The following is a 16,151-nucleotide window of genomic DNA, read 5'->3' as shown; positions in this document are numbered from 1 at the left end:
CACTCTGGAAAGCAGAGCGGGTATCGACGGTGTCCGCTCTCACCGACGGTGAAAGTCGCCGCGCCCGTGCAGGGCCGGCCGGCGAAGCTCTCAGGTCCGGATGACAGAGGGGGAGGCCGCCGGGGTACCCGCGATGGGGTGCCCCACGAAGGTCGCGCCAGACCAGGAGGCCTCCGCAATGACCGCCCACCGCACTCCGCTCGTCCAGCTCGAACAGGGCATCCCGTTCGAACAGCGTCACATCGGCCCCGACGCCGGGGCCCGCGCGAAGATGCTCGCCCAGGTCGGCTACGGCTCGCTCGACGAGCTGACCGCCGCCGCCGTGCCCGACGTGATCAAGAACGCCGAGGCGCTGGAACTGCCCGATGCCCGCACCGAGGCGGAGGTACTGGCCGAGCTGCGCGGCCTCGCCGACCGCAACCAGGTGCTCACCTCCATGATCGGCCTGGGCTACTACGGCACGTTCACGCCTCCGGTGATCCTGCGCAACGTCATGGAGAACCCCGCCTGGTACACCGCGTACACCCCGTACCAGCCGGAGATCTCGCAGGGCCGGCTGGAGGCGCTGCTCAACTTCCAGACCGTGGTCGCCGACCTCACCGGCCTGCCGACCTCCGGCGCCTCACTCCTCGACGAGGGCACCGCGGCGGCCGAGGCGATGGCGCTGTCCCGGCGCATGGGCCGCAACAAGGACGGCCTGTTCCTGGTCGACGCGGACACGCTCCCGCAGACCGTCGCCGTCCTGCGCACCCGGGCGGAGCCGACCGGTGTCGAGGTCGTCGTCGCCGATCTGAGCGACGGCATCCCGGCCGGGATCGCCGAGTGGGACATCAACGGTGTCCTCCTTCAGTACCCGGGCGCCTCCGGCGCTGTACGTGACCTGCGCTCCGTCATCACGCAGGCGCACGAGCTCGGCGCGCTCGTCACCGTCGCCGCCGACCTGCTCGCGCTCACGCTGCTCACCTCGCCCGGTGAGCTCGGCGCCGACATCGCGGTGGGCACCACCCAGCGCTTCGGCGTCCCCATGGGCTTCGGCGGGCCGCACGCCGGTTACATGGCGGTCGGCGAGAAGTTCGCGCGCAGCCTGCCCGGCCGCCTCGTGGGCGTCTCCGTGGACGCCGACGGCGACAAGGCGTACCGGCTCGCCCTGCAGACGCGGGAGCAGCACATCCGCCGCGAGAAGGCGACCAGCAACATCTGCACCGCCCAGGTGCTGCTCGCGGTGATGGCCGGCATGTACGCCGTCTACCACGGTGCCGAGGGGCTGCGCACCATCGCCCGGCGCACCCACCGCTACGCCGCGATCCTCGCCGCCGGGCTCACCGCGGGCGGTGTCGAGGTCGTCCACGGCGCCTACTTCGACACGCTGACCGTCCGCGTTCCCGGCCGGGCCGCCGAGGTGGTCGCCGCCGCCCGGGACAACGGGGTCAACCTGCACCGGATCGACGCCGACCACGTCTCGCTGTCCTGCGCCGAGACCACCACGCGGGCCGCGCTCGGCGCGGTGTGGGGCGCGTTCGGCGTCGAGGCCGACATCGAGGCGCTGGACGCGGCCACCGACGACACGCTGCCGCAGACGCTGCTGCGCACCGACGAGGTCCTCACCCACCCCGTCTTCCACCAGCACCGTTCCGAGACCGCGATGCTGCGCTATCTGCGCCGGCTCGCCGACCGCGACTACGCGCTGGACCGCGGCATGATCCCGCTGGGCTCCTGCACCATGAAGCTCAACGCGACCACCGAGATGGAACCGGTCACCTGGCCCGAGTTCGGGCAGCTCCACCCCTTCGCCCCGGCCGAGCAGGTGCAGGGCTACCTCACCCTCATCCGTGAGCTGGAGGAGCGGCTCGCCGAGGTCACCGGCTACGACAAGGTCTCCCTGCAGCCCAACGCGGGCTCCCAGGGCGAGCTGGCCGGGCTGCTCGCGGTGCGCGGCTACCACCGGGCCAACGGCGACGAGCGGCGTACGGTCTGCCTGATCCCGTCCTCCGCGCACGGCACCAACGCCGCCAGCGCGGTCATGGCCGGGATGAAGGTCGTCGTGGTGAAGACGGCGGAGGACGGCGAGGTCGACGCCGAGGACCTGCGCGCGAAGATCGAGAAGCACCGGGACGAACTGGCCGTCCTGATGATCACCTACCCGTCGACGCACGGCGTGTTCGAGGAGCACGTCGCCGACATCTGCGCCGCCGTGCACGACGCGGGCGGCCAGGTCTATGTCGACGGCGCCAACCTCAACGCCCTGGTCGGGCTGGCCAAGCCCGGGTACTTCGGCGGCGACGTCTCCCACCTCAACCTGCACAAGACGTTCTGCATCCCGCACGGCGGCGGCGGTCCCGGCGTCGGGCCGGTGGCCGTCCGTGACCACCTGGCGCCGTACCTGCCCAACCACCCGCTGCAGCCCGCTGCCGGACCGGAGACGGGTGTCGGCCCGGTCTCGGCGGCTCCCTGGGGCTCCGCCGGCATCCTGCCGATCTCCTGGGCGTACGTCCGGCTCATGGGCGGCGAGGGCCTCAAGCGCGCCACGCAGGTGGCCGTGCTGTCCGCCAACTACATCGCCAAGCGTCTGGAGCCGCACTTCCCGGTGCTGTACACCGGCCCCGGCGGGCTGGTCGCGCACGAGTGCATCATCGACCTGCGGCCGCTGACCAAGGCCACCGGCGTGAGTGTGGACGACGTCGCCAAGCGCCTGATCGACTACGGGTTCCACGCACCGACGATGTCGTTCCCGGTGGCCGGGACGCTGATGATCGAGCCGACCGAGTCCGAGGACGTGAACGAACTCGACCGGTTCTGCGAGGCGATGATCGCGATCCGCGCGGAGATCGAGAAGGTCGGCGCGGGCGAGTGGCCCGCCGACGACAACCCGCTGCGGAACGCCCCGCACACCGCCGCCGCGCTCGGCGGCGAGTGGGACCACGCCTACAGCCGCGAGGAGGCGGTGTTCCCGGCCGGGGTGACGGCCGCGGACAAGTACTGGCCGCCGGTGCGCCGGATCGACCAGGCGTACGGCGACCGGAACCTGGTCTGCTCCTGCCCGCCGCTGGACGCCTACGCGCAGTAGCCGTCCGCGGACACGCGTCGGGGCCGGTCCGGGAGCGTTCTCCCGGCCGGCCCCTTCGTACTCCGTCGTACGCCGTGTCGGCTCAGACGGCCGTCATCAGCCTGCCGCCGCGGTGCGGGGCGATGACCCTGCCGTCCGGCAGGAGCTCACCGGTGTCCTCGAAGAGCAGAACGCCGTTGCACAGCAGGCTCCAGCCCTGTTCGGGGTGGTGCGCCACGAGACGGGCGGACTCCCGGTCGGCGGATTCGGCGGTCGGACACGGTGGTTGGTGCTGGCACATGGTCAAGGGGATCTTTCGCTCTGTCGTGACGTGTGTGGTGCGTGTCGGTTCTGCCCCGCGGCTCGATGCGTCGTTCATGGCCGCCCCCCGTTGGCGAAGTGTGTTGCTCGGACCCAGTGTTGCCCTGCGGGCTTCGTTCCGCAGGGATTTCGCGGCACCGCTTCTCACAGGTTGTAGACGCATCACTCGCGCGGGCGGTTCAGCCTGACAGTACCGTCAGTTCGGATGGTTGGCGATGGTCGGAACAGGCTAGTCACAGCCGGACTGACCAGCAGTTTTCCCTCTAACGAGCGAGGGTGGGCCCGATTGAGCGCAGGTCTGTACCTAGTGTGTCGCGACGTGTGCGACACGTGTTCGCGGACGCCTCGTCCGTGACAGAGAACAACCCGTCCCTCCCGTGGGGGCACGGGAGGGACGGGGTCGCGTCGTTCAGGCGGCGGGTGAGTCGGCGTGGGCCGGGCCCACGGGGTCGGGGGGACCGAGCAGCGGCGCCGGGGTCGCGCGGAGGCTGAGCACCGCAAGCAGATCGGCCGCCCGGTACGGGCGGTACGCGGCGATGCCGGGGGGCGCGGGGGCGAGCGGCACCAGCAGATCGGTGGCGAGCGGGGCGCCGCCCGCCCCGTCGGCCGTGCAGTCGCCGTGCAGCCACAGCGTGAGCATGTACAGCTCCGGCACGGACAGCAGCCGGGGCTGGAACGGCTGCGCCACCGCGTCGGCCTGCCGCAGCGCGAGTTCGGTGGAGGCGATGTAGGGGCCCTCGAAGAAGTGCGAGAAGGCCCAGCCGTCGGGCGTCAGCATGGTTTCCGCGGCGGCCACCGCCCGGTCGCCGCTGCGGATGAGGAACCGCCATCCGGCGAGCCTGGTGGCGGCACCCGCGGCGGTGTCGCGCTCCAGGACGTGTACCGGAAGCGGCAGGTGGGGCGTGACGGGGCCCGGGGCGGCACGCAGTGAGGGAGTGCGCGCCTCACGGACCGCGGTCGGGGAACCGAGTGCCGTCAGGACGGAGCGCAGGGCGGGGGCGGGAGCCGGGGGGACGTGCAGCGGCATGGTGGGTCGCCTCTCATTCGACAGGCACGGTGGCGCGCAGGCGTGGGTGGGCGTGCGGACGACGCTGTCAGCTCTCGGGGTCAGAGGTGACGGTGCCGGCGCCCGGACGGCTGACGGCGCCGGACCACGAAAAGTGAACGGCGCTGTGACGACAGGGCGGGGACCACGAACGTCAACTCTCTGCCTCGTCCGCGAATTTTATACGACGCGTGTTTGGTCAATGTTTCGGCTAGACGTTGCCGCCATCAACAACAAGAGACCATTCGGTCGCGAATAAGCGCTGGTTTGTCCCGGTCCTGAGTGGGTACCCGGGTGCTGACCTTGTAATACGCGGCGGAAGGGGTCGGCCGAATCTCGTCGGCGTTTTTCACGAGAAGCGAGAGACGGTTGAGAACCGGAACCGCTTACCGCGTCATGCCCCCTGAATGTGCCACCGGACCACCGCTCCAGCGTAGCGGGACGGACCTTCGTGTGAAGGGGTATTCGAAGGAGTGGGCCATGAGCGGGACGGGACGCACGATGCGCGGTGCGCCGTCCCGGACTTCCCGGACCGGGACGTTATCGATCGCCTGGCGGGGGCATCATCCCCCGTGACCCATGACAACAGCGGCCGTACTCTCGGCCTGCCCATCAGAGGAGGGACACTTCGATGGGGGAGAAGGTCGTGGCAGGGCCGTTCGACCTGTCGGATCGTCACCGGTATCGCGACAAGCTCCGGGACTGTTTGACGGGGCTGGCGCGACTGCTGGAGGAGAAGCGTTTCGACCGCCCCAGGAACCTGATGGGCCTGGAGATCGAGCTCAATCTCGTCGACGGCGGCGGACAGCCGCGCATGATGAATGCACAAGTCTTGGAAAGGATTGCCAGCCGCGATTTCCAGACAGAACTCGCCATGTTCAATCTGGAAGTCAACATCGCGCCACACCGGCTGGGGGAGCGCGTATTCGACCGGCTCGCCGAGGAGTTGCGTACGTCACTCGCCTACGCGGACCGGAAAGCCGGCGAACTCGACGCGGGAATCGTGATGATCGGCATTCTGCCGACGCTCGACCGGGACGACCTGGTGTCGTCGAACCTCTCCGACGTCGACCGCTACACCCTGCTCAACGATCAGATCGTCGCCGCGCGCGGTGAGGACTTCAAGCTCGACATCGACGGCGTGGAGCGGTTGGTCTGCACCTCCCGCTCCATCGCCCCGGAGGCCGCCTGCACCTCCGTGCAGCTGCATCTGCAGGTGACGCCCGACCGGTTCGCCGACGTGTGGAACGCGGCCCAGGCGGTCAGCGCGGTGCAGATCGCCGTCGGCGCCAACGCGCCCTTCCTGTTCGGGCACGAGCTGTGGCGCGAGTCGCGGCCGCCGCTGTTCGAGCAGTCCACCGACACCCGCCCGCCGGAACTGCAGGCCCAGGGCGTGCGGCCGCGGACCTGGTTCGGGGAGCGGTGGATCGACTCCGCGTACGACCTGTTCGAGGAGAATCTGCGCTACTACCCCGCGCTGCTGCCGATCTGCGACGACGAGGACCCGCTGCGCGTCCTGGACGAGGGCGGCACTCCCAAGCTCTCCGAGCTCGTCCTGCACAACGGCACCATCTACCGCTGGAACCGCCCGGTGTACGAGGTGGTGGACGGCGTCCCGCACCTGAGGGTGGAGAACCGGGTGCTGCCCGCCGGGCCGACCGTGATCGACGTCGTCGCCAACGCGGCCTTCTACTACGGCCTCGTCCGCGCGCTCGCCGAGGAGACGCGGCCGGTGTGGACGAAGCTGCCCTTCGAGGCCGCGGCCGGCAACTTCGAGGCGGCCTGCCGGTACGGCATCGACGCCCGGCTGCGATGGCCCCGGCGCGGCCGCCTGGGCGGGGTCGCGGAGGTCGACGCGGTCACCCTCGTCCGCGACGAACTCCTGCCGCTCGCGGCGGCAGGCCTGGACGCGTGGGGCGTGGAGCCCGCCGACCGGGACCTGTACCTCGGCGTCGTCGAGGAACGGTGCCGGCGACGGACCAACGGGGCGCGCTGGCAGGCCGAGACGTTCCACCGGGGCCTGGAGAAGGGCCTGAGCCGGGACGCGGCGCTGGCGGCGATGACACGGCGGTACCGGGAACTGATGCTGACGGGGGAGCCGGTGCACGGCTGGCCCGTGGGGCTGCCGGAACCGGTCCCGCTGGGAAGCTGAGCGCCGCCCCGGGCTCGTCGCCCACCGGGACCCGCCCTTCCGGATGCGGGGGCGCTCCCGGGACGCCCCCGCACGACCACGGCTACGGGCCCCCCTTCGCGGCACCGCCGGCGGCGTCGGGCAAGCTGTGGGAAAGGCGGGACGGGACGGCGCTACGGAGGCGGGTGTGCGGGTGGATGCGGAGCCGGCGGGGGGTCCCCTGATCGAGGAGCGGCCGACGCGACGGACCCTGCGGGACGAGACGCTGCTCGTGCTTGCGCTCTCCCTCGGGGCGAGCGGGGTCTCCGCGCTGATCAGCTTCGTCGGATCGGTCACCAAGCCCGGCGGGCTGAAGGACCAGGCCGCCACGCTCAACGCCTCGGCCGCGCCGGGCCGCCCCTGGCTCGACCTCGCCTGGCAGCTCTTCGGGATCGCCACCGCGCTGGTGCCCGTCGCCCTCGTGGCGCACCTGCTGCTGCGCGAGCGGCAGTCGCTGCGCACCCTCGGCTTCGACCGCACCCGCCCCTGGCCCGACCTGGGGCGCGGCGCCCTGATCGCCGCGGTGATCGGCAGCACGGGCATCGCCTTCTACCTGGCGGCCCGGGGGCTCGGCTTCAACCTCACGGTGGTGCCGGAGGCGCTGCCCGGCGTGTGGTGGAAGTATCCCGTGCTCGTCCTCTCCGCCGTGCAGAACGCGGTGCTGGAAGAGGTGATCGTGGTCGGGTACCTGTTGCGCCGGCTCGGCCAGCTCGGCTGGTCCCCGGCGGCCGCGCTGTTCGGCAGCGCGGTACTGCGCGGCTCGTACCACCTCTACCAGGGCGTCGGCGGCTTCCTCGGCAACATGGCGATGGGCCTCGTCTTCGTCCTGCTCTACCGGCGGTGGAAGCGGGTGGGGCCACTGGTGGTGGCTCACTCGCTGCTCGACATCGGGGCGTTCGTCGGGTACGCGCTGCTGGCGGGGAAGGTGGACTGGCTGCCCACGGCGTGAGCGTGCGCCACGCGACGGTGCCGTCCGCGGAAGTGGCCGACGGCGCGCACGTGTCAGTGGCGCGCCCTCAGGCACGCAGTTCGCCGTCGATGACGGTGACCGCGTGCCCGGTCAACAGGGTGCGCGCGCCGCGCAGATCCGTACGGACCGGTCCGGAGCGGGCGGAGGCCTGCAGTCCGGTGAGCGTGGTGCGGCCCAGGCGCGCGGACCAGTAGGGGGCAAGGGCCGTGTGGGCGGCACCGGTGACCGGGTCCTCGTCGATCCCGATGCCCGGGAAGAAGCAGCGCGATACGAAGTCGTGTCCCCGGGCGGGGTCGTCGGCGCGGGCGGTGGCGATGATCCCGCGCGTGAAGCGGCCCGCGAGGGTGCGGAGGTCGGGGGCCAGGTTCAGCACCGCCCGCTCGTCGGGGAGCTCGACCAGCAGGTCGCCCACCTGCGGACCGGTGTCGAAGGCGGTGAGCGGGGTGGCACCCAGCGCCTCGGCGAGACCGTCGGGAACCGGCTCCTCGGTGAGGGGCGCCGTGGGGAGGTCCAGCGTGATCGCCCCGTCGTCCCCCGGCGCCGCCCGCAGCACGCCGCTGCGCGTGGCGAACCGTACGGGGCCCCGGTGGGCGCCCGTGGTGTGCAGGACGTGGGCGGTGGCGAGGGTGGCGTGGCCGCACAGTGCGACCTCGGTCGTCGGGGTGAACCAGCGCAGGGCCCAGTCGGCGTTCCCGTTCCCGTCCGCGGGCAGGCGGTGGGCGAACGCGGTCTCGGCGTGGTTGATCTCGCGGGCCACGTCACGCAGCCAGGTGTCGTCCGGGAACGCGTCCCCGTCCAGAAGCAGCACTCCGGCCGGGTTGCCGGCGAAGGGGCGGTCGGTGAAGGCGTCGACGATTCGAATGCGCATGGGGCGACGGTAGGCGGGCCGACGGGCAACCGGCCAAGGCCAATTCGCAGGGGGTGGCTCCGGCCGGGCGAGAGGTCCGTCCGTCGTCGGCCGCGCAGGTCGGAAGGGGGTTGCCATGCACAGATTGCCGATATATCGTTGAAGCATCGCGAGTGATCAACGATGGAATGGATGTGATGGTCATGCACGCGCATGGACAGGACTTCGGGTTCGAGCACGGACACGGTCGGCACGGCGGTGCCGGCCGCCGCGGGCGGCCCGGCTTCGAGGAGCTGCGGGAGGCGTTCGGCCCCTTCGGGCCCGGGGGCGGTGGCCCGCACGGTCCCTTCGGTGGGCCGGGCTTCGGCGGGCCCTGGGGTGGCCGCGGGCGGGGCGGACCGCGTGGCAGGGCGCGGCGCGGTGATGTGCGTGCCTCGATCCTGGCGCTGCTCAAGGACCGGCCGATGCACGGCTACGAGATGATCCAGGAGATCGCCGAGCGCAGCGGCGGGGCGTGGAAACCCAGCCCCGGATCGGTCTACCCGACCCTCCAACTGCTGGAGGACGAGGGGCTGATCGTCAGTGAGACCGAGGGCGGCAAGAAGCTGTTCTCGCTCACCGAGGCGGGCCGTACGGCCGCCGACGAGGGTGCCGAGGCGCCCTGGGAGGAGGCCTCGCGCGGAGTCGACTGGGAAGCCCTGAACGAGATCCGGCAGGCCGGGTTCGGGCTCATGGAAGCCTTCGGCCAGGTCTGGAAGACCGGGAACGAGGAGCAGCGGGAGAAGGCGCTGTCGGTCATCAACGAGGCGCGCAAGAAGCTGTACCTGATCCTCGCCGACGAGGACTGACGGCGACGAGGACCGGCGTCGACGGATGACCGACGGCGACGACAGCAGCGGGCTCGCCGCGCTGCGCTCGGGCGGGGGCCCCGCACACGCGGGGCCCCCATGGCGCGTCGGCGCACAAACACAGGCGCGTCGGCGCACTGGTCAGAGCGTGAGGACAAGCTTGCCCTGGAGGTGACCGCCGTCGAGCAGCCGGTGTGCGTCGGCCACCTGTTCGAACGGGAAAGTCCGCTGCACATGGACCCGGAGCCTGCCCTGCTCGACGAGGTCGACAAGGCCCCGCAGGGCGACCGGGTCGGGGTCGACCGCGATGCCGCTGAAGCGCATCCCGGCCGCCTCGTAGGCGGCGATGAGTGCCGTGTCCTCCTCCGAGGTCGCCGTCACCAGATGACCGCCCGGGCGGAGCACGTGGAGCGACCGCTCGACGGTGTCCCCGCCGATCGTGTCCAGCACGACGTCGATGTCGCGGACCGCCTCGGCGAAGTCGACCGCCGTGTAGTCGATCACCTCGTCCGCGCCGAGGTCCTCGACGAACTTCCGCTTGCTCCCGCTCGCGGTCGTGACGACGTGCGCCCCCAGCGCCTTCGCGATCTGGATCGCGACGTGACCGACCCCGCCGCCACCGCCGTGCACCAGGACCCGGGTCCCCTCGCCCACGCCGCCGAGGTCGACGAGGCCCTGCCACGCCGTCAGCCCGACGACGGGCAGCGCGGACGCCTCCACGTGCGAGAGCGACGCCGGCTTGCGCACCAGGTGCAGCGCCGGGACCGCCACGAATTCCGCGTACGCGCGCGCCGCCCTGGGGAACAGCGGCATGCCGAACACCTCGTCACCGGGCCGGAACCGCCAGGTCTGCGAGGCATCCTCGATCACACCGCTGAGGTCCCAGCCGAGGACGAACGGCGGCCGGCCGAGCAGCGGGAACTCGCCGGCGCGCAGCCGCGCCTCCAACGGGTTCAGCCCGATCGCCCTGACCCGTACGAGGACCTCGGTCGGCAACGGCCGGGGCTCGGGGGCGTCCTCGACGCTGAGCACTTCCGGACCGCCGAGTGTGTGCTGGGTGATGACTCGCATGATGACCGACCTGCCTCGGGATGACGTAGGAACAACTGAGAAGGACAGAAAGAAATCAGGACCGGACCGGAAAGGGGCCGGGACGAAGGGGAGGAGTACGACCACGCTAGGGATCCGACAGGAACCGGCAGGTACCTTTGGCGTCATGGGCCGATACCGCACCGGTGATGTCTTCCTGGCCGACTGCCCCGGGCGACTGGCGGTCGAATTGATCGCGGACAAGTGGTCGGTGGTCGTGCTCTACGGACTCGCCGAGGGCCCGGTGCGCCACGGCGAACTGGTCGAGCTGATCGGGGGCATCTCCCGCAAGGTGCTCACCCAGACGCTCCGGCGGCTCCAGGCGCACGGGCTGGTCGTCCGCCACGCCCACGCCGAGGTGCCGCCCCGCGTCGAGTACGCCCTCACCCCGCTCGGCGAGACGCTGATCGAACCGATCCACATGCTCACCGAGTGGGCGAGGGCGCACGGCGATGCTGTGCTCGACGCGCTCGACGCCACCCCCGAAGCGACGTTCCAGGGCGACTGAGGCCGACGTCGGCACGGGAACGGCCGTGCCCGTGGGGCCGGTGTCATCCGTAAGGAGGAGACATCGGGGCGGATACCCACCCTGCGTGGGACCCGCGAATGCTGCCGGGTGCGGATGACGCGGGACCGCCGTTGCTGATGGGGTGGGTGACGTGCCACCCACCCAGTGTCGGCAGCCGGCCACCGTGCCCGGCCCGCACCGCAGCGACCTCGACGCAGAGCTCACCGACGACCTGGCGTCCATGGTCGCCGCGGCACGCCGCCGGGCGGTGCGCGACGGCGACCGGCAGATCGACACCGCCCACCTCCTGCACGCGCTGCTGGAGTCGGACCCCGAGGTGCGGGCCGCGATCGGGGACCGCCGGAAGGTGGCCCGACTCCTCGGCTACCTGGTGCAGCGCAGCATCGGCTACGGACTGCGCTGGCAGGACAGCGTCGAGGATTCCGGCGCCGTACCCGTGCCGCTCGGACCCGGCGTGTGGTCCCCGGCGGCGGCCGAGGTGATGGCGGCGGCCCGGCGGCGTGCGCGGCGGGGCCGGCACGGTGCGGCGCGCGGGATGGACGTACTGGTCGCGGTGGCCGCGGCTCCCGGTTCGCGGGCGGTGGAGGTACTGCGCCGGGTCGGGGTCGACCCGGCGGTGCTGCTGGGGCGAATCGCGCTCACGGAGTACGTCACCAGGAACTGACGCCTGCGGCGGGGGACGGGGCGACAGGGGTCATCGGGAGTGACGGTGCTGTCGGTGCCTGTCATCATGTGCCGGTGCGTACCTCTGGAGACGGCCCGGGCAGCCGGAAGGGCTCGAACGGCCGGACCGGCCGTGGACATGGCGCCGCGCTGGGGCTCGCCCTCGGCTCGGCGGTCGCCTTCGGCGGCTCGGGGGTCGCGGCGAAACCCCTGATCGTGGCGGGCCTCGAACCCCTGCACGTGGTGTGGCTGCGGGTCGTGGGCGCCGCCGTGGTGGTGCTCCCGGTCGCCGTGCGGCACCGCGCGCTGGTGCGGCGGCGTCCCGTGCTGCTCGCGGGGTTCGCGCTGCTCGCCGTCGCCGGGGTCCAGGCCTGCTACTTCGCCGCCATCTCCCGCATCCCGGTCGGGGTGGCGCTGCTCGTGGAGTACCTCGCGCCCGCGCTCGTCCTCGGCTGGGTGCGGTTCGTGCAGCGGCGGCCGGTGACGCGGTCGGCGGCCGTGGGGATCGTCCTCGCGGCCGGCGGGCTCGCGTGCGTGGTCGAGGTGTGGTCGGGGCTCGCCTTCGACGCGCTCGGGCTGGTGCTCGCGCTCGGCGCGGCCTGCTGCCAGGTCGGCTACTTCGTCCTCTCCGACCACGGCGGCGACGCGGACGGCGAGGAGGCCCCGGACCCGCTGGGGGTGATCGCGTACGGGCTCCTGGGCGGGGCGCTCGTCCTGACGGTCCTGGCCCGGCCGTGGGAGCTGGACTGGTCCGTGCTCGGCGGCGACGCGGCGATGAACGGCGCCCGGGTGCCGGCGCTGCTGCTGCTCGGCTGGATCGTGCTGATCGCGACCGTTCTCGCCTACGCCACCGGCGTACTGGCGGTACGGCGGCTGTCGCCGCAGGTGGCGGGGGTCGTGGCGTGCCTGGAGGCGGTGGTGGCGACGGTGCTGGCCCGGGTGCTGCTCGGCGAACACCTGTCGGCGCCGCAGGTGGCCGGCGGTGCGGTGGTGCTGACCGGGGCGTACGTCGCCCAGCGGGCCGCGCGGGCGGTCCCGGCGTCGATCCCGGCACCGGCGCCGGTGGCGGCCGGGGGACCGCAGGGGCCCGTGGTCGTGCGGGACGTCGCGGGCACGCCGCCCCACGCCCCCGCGGGCACCCACCCGGGCGAGCCCCCGCGCGAATGACCCACGCCGAAGCCCGCCGGTGTCCGGGCCCGCGCCGCCGAAGCCGCTCGGGGTCGGGACCCGCGCCGAGGCTCCCGCGTGACTGACCCGCGCCGGCCCCCGCGGTACCTGCCGGGCCCGCAGGTCACCGCCCCGGCACGTACTCCGGCACCGCCGTTCCCGGCGCCAGCTCCGGGTCGGCGAGCGGGGCCCCGTACGCCGGGCGGACCGGCACCACGCCCGCCCAGTACGGGAGGCCGAGGTCCTCGGGCTCGTCGTTCACCCCGCCCGTGCGCAGCTTCGCCGAGACCTCGGTGAGGTCCACGCGCAGTACGGCGGTGGCGGCCAGCTCCTTGACGTTGGCCGGGCGGGAGTCCGCGGCGCGGCCCGGCACCACGTGGTCGACCAGCGCGTCCAGCGCCGCCCGCTTCTCCTCGGGATCGGTCACCTGTACAGCGACGCCGTGTACCACCACCGAGCGGTAGTTGATCGAGTGGTGGAACGCCGACCGCGCCAGCACCAGACCGTCGACGTGCGTCACCGTCAGACACACCGGCAGCCCGGGAGCCGCCTGCACCTGCTCCTGCTCCCGTTCCTGCGTGCGCCCCGCTCCGCGTCCCGCCATCCGCAGTGGCCGCGACCCCGTCGAGCCGTGCACGTACAGCCGTTCGCCGACCCTGGCGAACAGCGTCGGCAGCACCACCGGGGCCCCGTCGCGCACGAAGCCGAGATGGCAGACGTAGGCCTCGTCGAGTATCGAGTGCACCAATTCCCTGTCGTACGAGGCGCGGTCCGGAGAGCGCGTGGGAACCGTGCGGTCGGTCGGGGCGTAGGCGGCGGACCGCTCCGACGACGGTGGCTGCGGCGTGGTCCCCGGCGCGGTGGCGTGCGACATGGCGTCTGGTCTCCCCTTGGGCTGCTGGGACTGCTTGGACTGCACTTGCCCGGCTCGGCCCGCCGGCTTCACGCGCCGTGTCTGCCCGGCATTGCACTAGTGCATAATGGTGTTTGTGCTAGGAGAATATACGGTCACCGGGCGGCGTGCGGCCGAGATTTCCGCGAGCATCGAGCGCGCGGTCGGCGGCGGTGAGCTGGCCCCCGGCCGACTGCTGCCGCCCATGCGTGAGTTGGCGCGCACCCTCGGGGTGAATCCGAACACCGTCGCGGCCGCGTACCGCACCCTGCGGGAACGCGGCGTCATCGAGACCGACGGGCGGCGCGGCAGCCGGGTCCGGGCGAGGCCGGCGACCACCGCGCGGGAGTACGCCCGGATCCGGGTCCCGGAAGGCGTGCGCAACCTCGCGGACGGCAACCCCGACCCCGCGCTCCTGCCCGGGCTGACGGAGGCGTTCGCGGCGGCCGCCGGCCTCGCCGACCGTGACCCCGTGCTGTACGGGGAGGACGAGGTGGAACCGGAACTGGCCCGCATCGCCCGCGCCGAACTGGACTCGGACGGGGTGCCGGACGGGCCGGTGATCGTGGCTTCCGGATCGCTGGACGCGATCGAACGGGTGCTCACGGCCCGTCTGAGACCCGGGGACGCGGTGGCGGTCGAGGACCCCGGCTGGGGCGCGCTGCTCGACCTGGTCCCCGCGCTCGGACTGCGTACGGTTCCGGTGCGTGTCGACGACGAGGGGCCGCTCCCCGACGACGTCCGTACCGCCCTCGCGGCCGGCGCCCTGGCCTTCGTCGTCACCGCCCGGGCGCAGAACCCCACCGGGGCCGCGGTGGGCGCCGCCCGCGCCGGTGCCCTGCGTGCCGTGCTCGGTGAGCACCCGGAGACCCTGCTGATCGAGGACGACCACGGGCACGCCATCGTCGACCTGCCCCTGCACCCGCTGGCCGGAACCACCCGCCACTGGGCGCTGGTCCGGTCCGTGGCCAAGGCGTACGGCCCCGACCTGCGGCTCGCCGTCCTCACCGGGGACGCCGTCACCGTCGACCGTGTGCACGGCCGGCAGCGGCTCGGGCCCGGCTGGGTGAGCCGGCTGCTGCAACGGGCCGTCGTGCGGCTGTGGACCGACGGGGCGGTGGACGTGCCGGCCGTGGCGGCGGCGTACCGGCACCGGCGCGAGGCGCTCATCGGCGCGCTCGCGGAGCGAGGGGTGAGCGCCCACGGGCGCAGCGGCATGAACGTCTGGGTGCCGGTCCCGGACGAGACCGGTGCGGTGGCCCGGCTGCTGCACGCCGGCTGGGCGGTCGCCCCCGGCGCCCGTTTCCGCGCGGCGGCCCCGCCCGGCATCCGCGTCACCGTCTCCACGCTCACGCCGGAGGAGACCGGGGCGGTCGCGGACGTCATCGCCGCCGCCGCCGCACCGGCGACCGGCCCGCGCTACGTATGACCGGCCCGCGTCACGTGGGGCCGGCCCGCGCCACGCATGACCGGCCCGGATGCCTTGGGGAGGGGCGCCCGCGACCTGCCTACGACCGCGCCCGGCTCTGCGTCAGGGCGGCTCCCGCCACCACGACGACCGCGCCGACGGGCGTCGACCACGCCAGCGGCTCGTCCAGGATCGCCACGCCCGCCGCCGTGGCGATCACCGGGATGAAGTAGGTGACCATCTGTGCCGTCGTGGGCCCGACCTCGGCCACCAGGCTGTACTGCACCAGCATGGCGAGGCCCGTGCCGAGCGCGCCCAGGGCGACGACGGCGAGCAGCGGAAGCACCGGGAAGCCGCTCGGCACGTCGGTGAACAGCGGGGTGACCACCGCGAGCTGCACCGTGGCGAGGAGAAGCTGGGCGCCGGTGAGCGAGAGGTGGGATGCGTCGGTGCCGGCCAGCGTGCGGCGGACGTAGATCCAGCCGACGGGATAGCTCAGCGAGGCGAGCAGGGCCATCGCGGTGCCCATGGCGTCCAGGCCGTGGAAGCCCTGCCAGACGCCCAGGACGGTGAGCACCCCCAGGAACCCGAGGCCGAGTCCGGCGGACCGGCGCCGGGTCGGACGGTCCTCGGAGAGCGCCACCAGGGACAACGCCATGCCCCACAGCGGCGAGGTCGCGTTGCAGATGCCCGCGAGCGTCGACGGGATGGTCAGCTCGGAGTACGCGAACAGCGAGAACGGCAGGGCGTTGAGCAACAGCGCCGCCACCGCGAGGTGGCCCCAGGTGCGGACCCCGCGCGGCAGCCGCTCCCGCTTCACCGCCATCGCGGCCACCAGCACCGCCGTGCCGAACAGCAGCCTGCCGAACGTCACCTGGAACGGGGCGTACGCGTGGGTGCCCACCTTGATGAGCAGGAAGCTGAATCCCCAGATCAGCGACAGGGCGCCGAAGCGCAGCCGCCAGTCGAGCGCGGGGCGGGCCGCCGGGGAGCGGGCGCCGGCCGGGGAGGCAGCGGCAGCCGAAGAGGGCACGAGGGGCGGGGAGACCGAATCCGGGGTGCGGGACGAGGCGACGGAGGAGCTCATGGAGACCAGCATCGTCCAGCCGATCTCGTAGCACAATCGAGATTTTCCCAGCGATATCTCGTAGCATCACTT

General features: G+C 72.7%; 14 protein-coding genes. 8 read left to right on the top strand and 6 right to left on the bottom strand.

The window, feature by feature from the left end:
- The first annotated feature begins 178 nt into the window (after positions 1-178).
- Positions 179-3,064: an aminomethyl-transferring glycine dehydrogenase gene (gene gcvP, locus QFZ64_RS06480; RefSeq protein ID WP_307063253.1), complete on the top strand. Its 2,886-nt coding sequence runs from the start codon at positions 179-181 to the stop codon at positions 3,062-3,064.
- 82 nt (positions 3,065-3,146) lie between these two features.
- Here gcvP and QFZ64_RS06475 read toward each other — a convergent pair whose 3' ends face one another.
- Positions 3,147-3,344 carry a DUF5999 family protein gene (locus QFZ64_RS06475; protein WP_307063250.1) on the bottom strand — a complete coding sequence of 66 codons (198 nt, stop codon included), beginning with the start codon at positions 3,342-3,344 and terminating at the stop codon, positions 3,147-3,149.
- A 429-nt stretch (positions 3,345-3,773) separates the two neighbouring features.
- Positions 3,774-4,391 (bottom strand): hypothetical protein, encoded by a 618-nt coding sequence (locus tag QFZ64_RS06470; RefSeq protein WP_307063248.1) that lies wholly within the window; start codon positions 4,389-4,391, stop codon positions 3,774-3,776.
- A gap of 649 nt (positions 4,392-5,040) precedes the next feature.
- Between QFZ64_RS06470 and QFZ64_RS06465 the strand changes: the two genes are divergently transcribed.
- Positions 5,041-6,561, top strand: coding sequence for a glutamate--cysteine ligase (locus QFZ64_RS06465; RefSeq protein WP_307063246.1), 1,521 nt, complete (start codon positions 5,041-5,043; stop codon positions 6,559-6,561).
- Positions 6,562-6,727: 166 nt separating this feature from the next.
- Positions 6,728-7,528 (top strand): CPBP family intramembrane glutamic endopeptidase, encoded by an 801-nt coding sequence (locus QFZ64_RS06460; RefSeq protein WP_307063244.1) that lies wholly within the window; start codon positions 6,728-6,730, stop codon positions 7,526-7,528.
- A 67-nt stretch (positions 7,529-7,595) separates the two neighbouring features.
- Here QFZ64_RS06460 and QFZ64_RS06455 read toward each other — a convergent pair whose 3' ends face one another.
- Positions 7,596-8,417, bottom strand: coding sequence for a PhzF family phenazine biosynthesis protein (locus tag QFZ64_RS06455; RefSeq protein ID WP_307063242.1), 822 nt, complete (start codon positions 8,415-8,417; stop codon positions 7,596-7,598).
- 182 nt (positions 8,418-8,599) lie between these two features.
- Here QFZ64_RS06455 and QFZ64_RS06450 point away from each other — a divergent pair, with 182 nt between their 5' ends.
- Positions 8,600-9,244, top strand: a complete 645-nt coding sequence (locus QFZ64_RS06450; RefSeq protein ID WP_307063240.1) for a PadR family transcriptional regulator — start codon at positions 8,600-8,602, stop codon at positions 9,242-9,244.
- Between the two features lie 141 nt (positions 9,245-9,385).
- Here QFZ64_RS06450 and QFZ64_RS06445 read toward each other — a convergent pair whose 3' ends face one another.
- Positions 9,386-10,315, bottom strand: coding sequence for an NADP-dependent oxidoreductase (locus QFZ64_RS06445; protein ID WP_307063238.1), 930 nt, complete (start codon positions 10,313-10,315; stop codon positions 9,386-9,388).
- A gap of 145 nt (positions 10,316-10,460) precedes the next feature.
- On the opposite strand from QFZ64_RS06445, the gene QFZ64_RS06440 reads away from it, so the two are divergent.
- The 3 genes from QFZ64_RS06440 (at position 10,461) to QFZ64_RS06430 (ending at position 12,692) form a co-directional block, all read left to right on the top strand.
- Entirely contained in the window at positions 10,461-10,841 is a 381-nt protein-coding gene (locus QFZ64_RS06440) for a helix-turn-helix domain-containing protein (protein WP_307063236.1), read from the top strand.
- Positions 10,842-10,992: 151 nt separating this feature from the next.
- Positions 10,993-11,526 (top strand): Clp protease N-terminal domain-containing protein, encoded by a 534-nt coding sequence (locus QFZ64_RS06435; protein ID WP_373430560.1) that lies wholly within the window; start codon positions 10,993-10,995, stop codon positions 11,524-11,526.
- Between the two features lie 68 nt (positions 11,527-11,594).
- On the top strand, positions 11,595-12,692 hold the full coding sequence (locus QFZ64_RS06430; RefSeq protein WP_373430559.1) for a DMT family transporter: 1,098 nt from the start codon (positions 11,595-11,597) through the stop codon (positions 12,690-12,692).
- Positions 12,693-12,816: 124 nt separating this feature from the next.
- Here the strand turns inward: QFZ64_RS06430 and QFZ64_RS06425 are convergent, their stop codons facing one another.
- On the bottom strand, positions 12,817-13,566 hold the full coding sequence (locus QFZ64_RS06425; RefSeq protein WP_307063233.1) for a pyridoxamine 5'-phosphate oxidase family protein: 750 nt from the start codon (positions 13,564-13,566) through the stop codon (positions 12,817-12,819).
- Positions 13,567-13,681: 115 nt separating this feature from the next.
- On the opposite strand from QFZ64_RS06425, the gene QFZ64_RS06420 reads away from it, so the two are divergent.
- Positions 13,682-15,013 (top strand): aminotransferase class I/II-fold pyridoxal phosphate-dependent enzyme, encoded by a 1,332-nt coding sequence (locus QFZ64_RS06420; RefSeq protein WP_307063230.1) that lies wholly within the window; start codon positions 13,682-13,684, stop codon positions 15,011-15,013.
- 79 nt (positions 15,014-15,092) lie between these two features.
- Here the strand turns inward: QFZ64_RS06420 and QFZ64_RS06415 are convergent, their stop codons facing one another.
- Positions 15,093-16,079 carry a DMT family transporter gene (locus QFZ64_RS06415; RefSeq protein ID WP_373430558.1) on the bottom strand — a complete coding sequence of 329 codons (987 nt, stop codon included), beginning with the start codon at positions 16,077-16,079 and terminating at the stop codon, positions 15,093-15,095.
- Positions 16,080-16,151: the final 72 nt, after the last annotated feature.

Origin of the sequence: Streptomyces sp. B3I8 (genome assembly GCF_030816915.1) — a bacterium.
In the GTDB taxonomy this organism is placed as follows: Bacteria; Actinomycetota; Actinomycetes; order Streptomycetales; family Streptomycetaceae; genus Streptomyces.
The sequence above is the reverse complement of the archived record's forward strand: the minus strand, read 5'-3'. Positions and strand labels throughout refer to the sequence as shown.

Coding starts and splice junctions, on each gene's coding strand:
- gcvP (WP_307063253.1), top strand. CDS start 179: ATGACCGCCCACCGCACTCCGCTCGTCCAGCTCGAACAGGGCATCCCG.
- QFZ64_RS06475 (WP_307063250.1), bottom strand. CDS start 3,344: ATGTGCCAGCACCAACCACCGTGTCCGACCGCCGAATCCGCCGACCGG.
- QFZ64_RS06470 (WP_307063248.1), bottom strand. CDS start 4,391: ATGCCGCTGCACGTCCCCCCGGCTCCCGCCCCCGCCCTGCGCTCCGTC.
- QFZ64_RS06465 (WP_307063246.1), top strand. CDS start 5,041: ATGGGGGAGAAGGTCGTGGCAGGGCCGTTCGACCTGTCGGATCGTCAC.
- QFZ64_RS06455 (WP_307063242.1), bottom strand. CDS start 8,417: ATGCGCATTCGAATCGTCGACGCCTTCACCGACCGCCCCTTCGCCGGC.
- QFZ64_RS06450 (WP_307063240.1), top strand. CDS start 8,600: ATGCACGCGCATGGACAGGACTTCGGGTTCGAGCACGGACACGGTCGG.
- QFZ64_RS06445 (WP_307063238.1), bottom strand. CDS start 10,315: ATGCGAGTCATCACCCAGCACACACTCGGCGGTCCGGAAGTGCTCAGC.
- QFZ64_RS06440 (WP_307063236.1), top strand. CDS start 10,461: ATGGGCCGATACCGCACCGGTGATGTCTTCCTGGCCGACTGCCCCGGG.
- QFZ64_RS06425 (WP_307063233.1), bottom strand. CDS start 13,566: ATGTCGCACGCCACCGCGCCGGGGACCACGCCGCAGCCACCGTCGTCG.
- QFZ64_RS06415 (WP_373430558.1), bottom strand. CDS start 16,079: ATGAGCTCCTCCGTCGCCTCGTCCCGCACCCCGGATTCGGTCTCCCCG.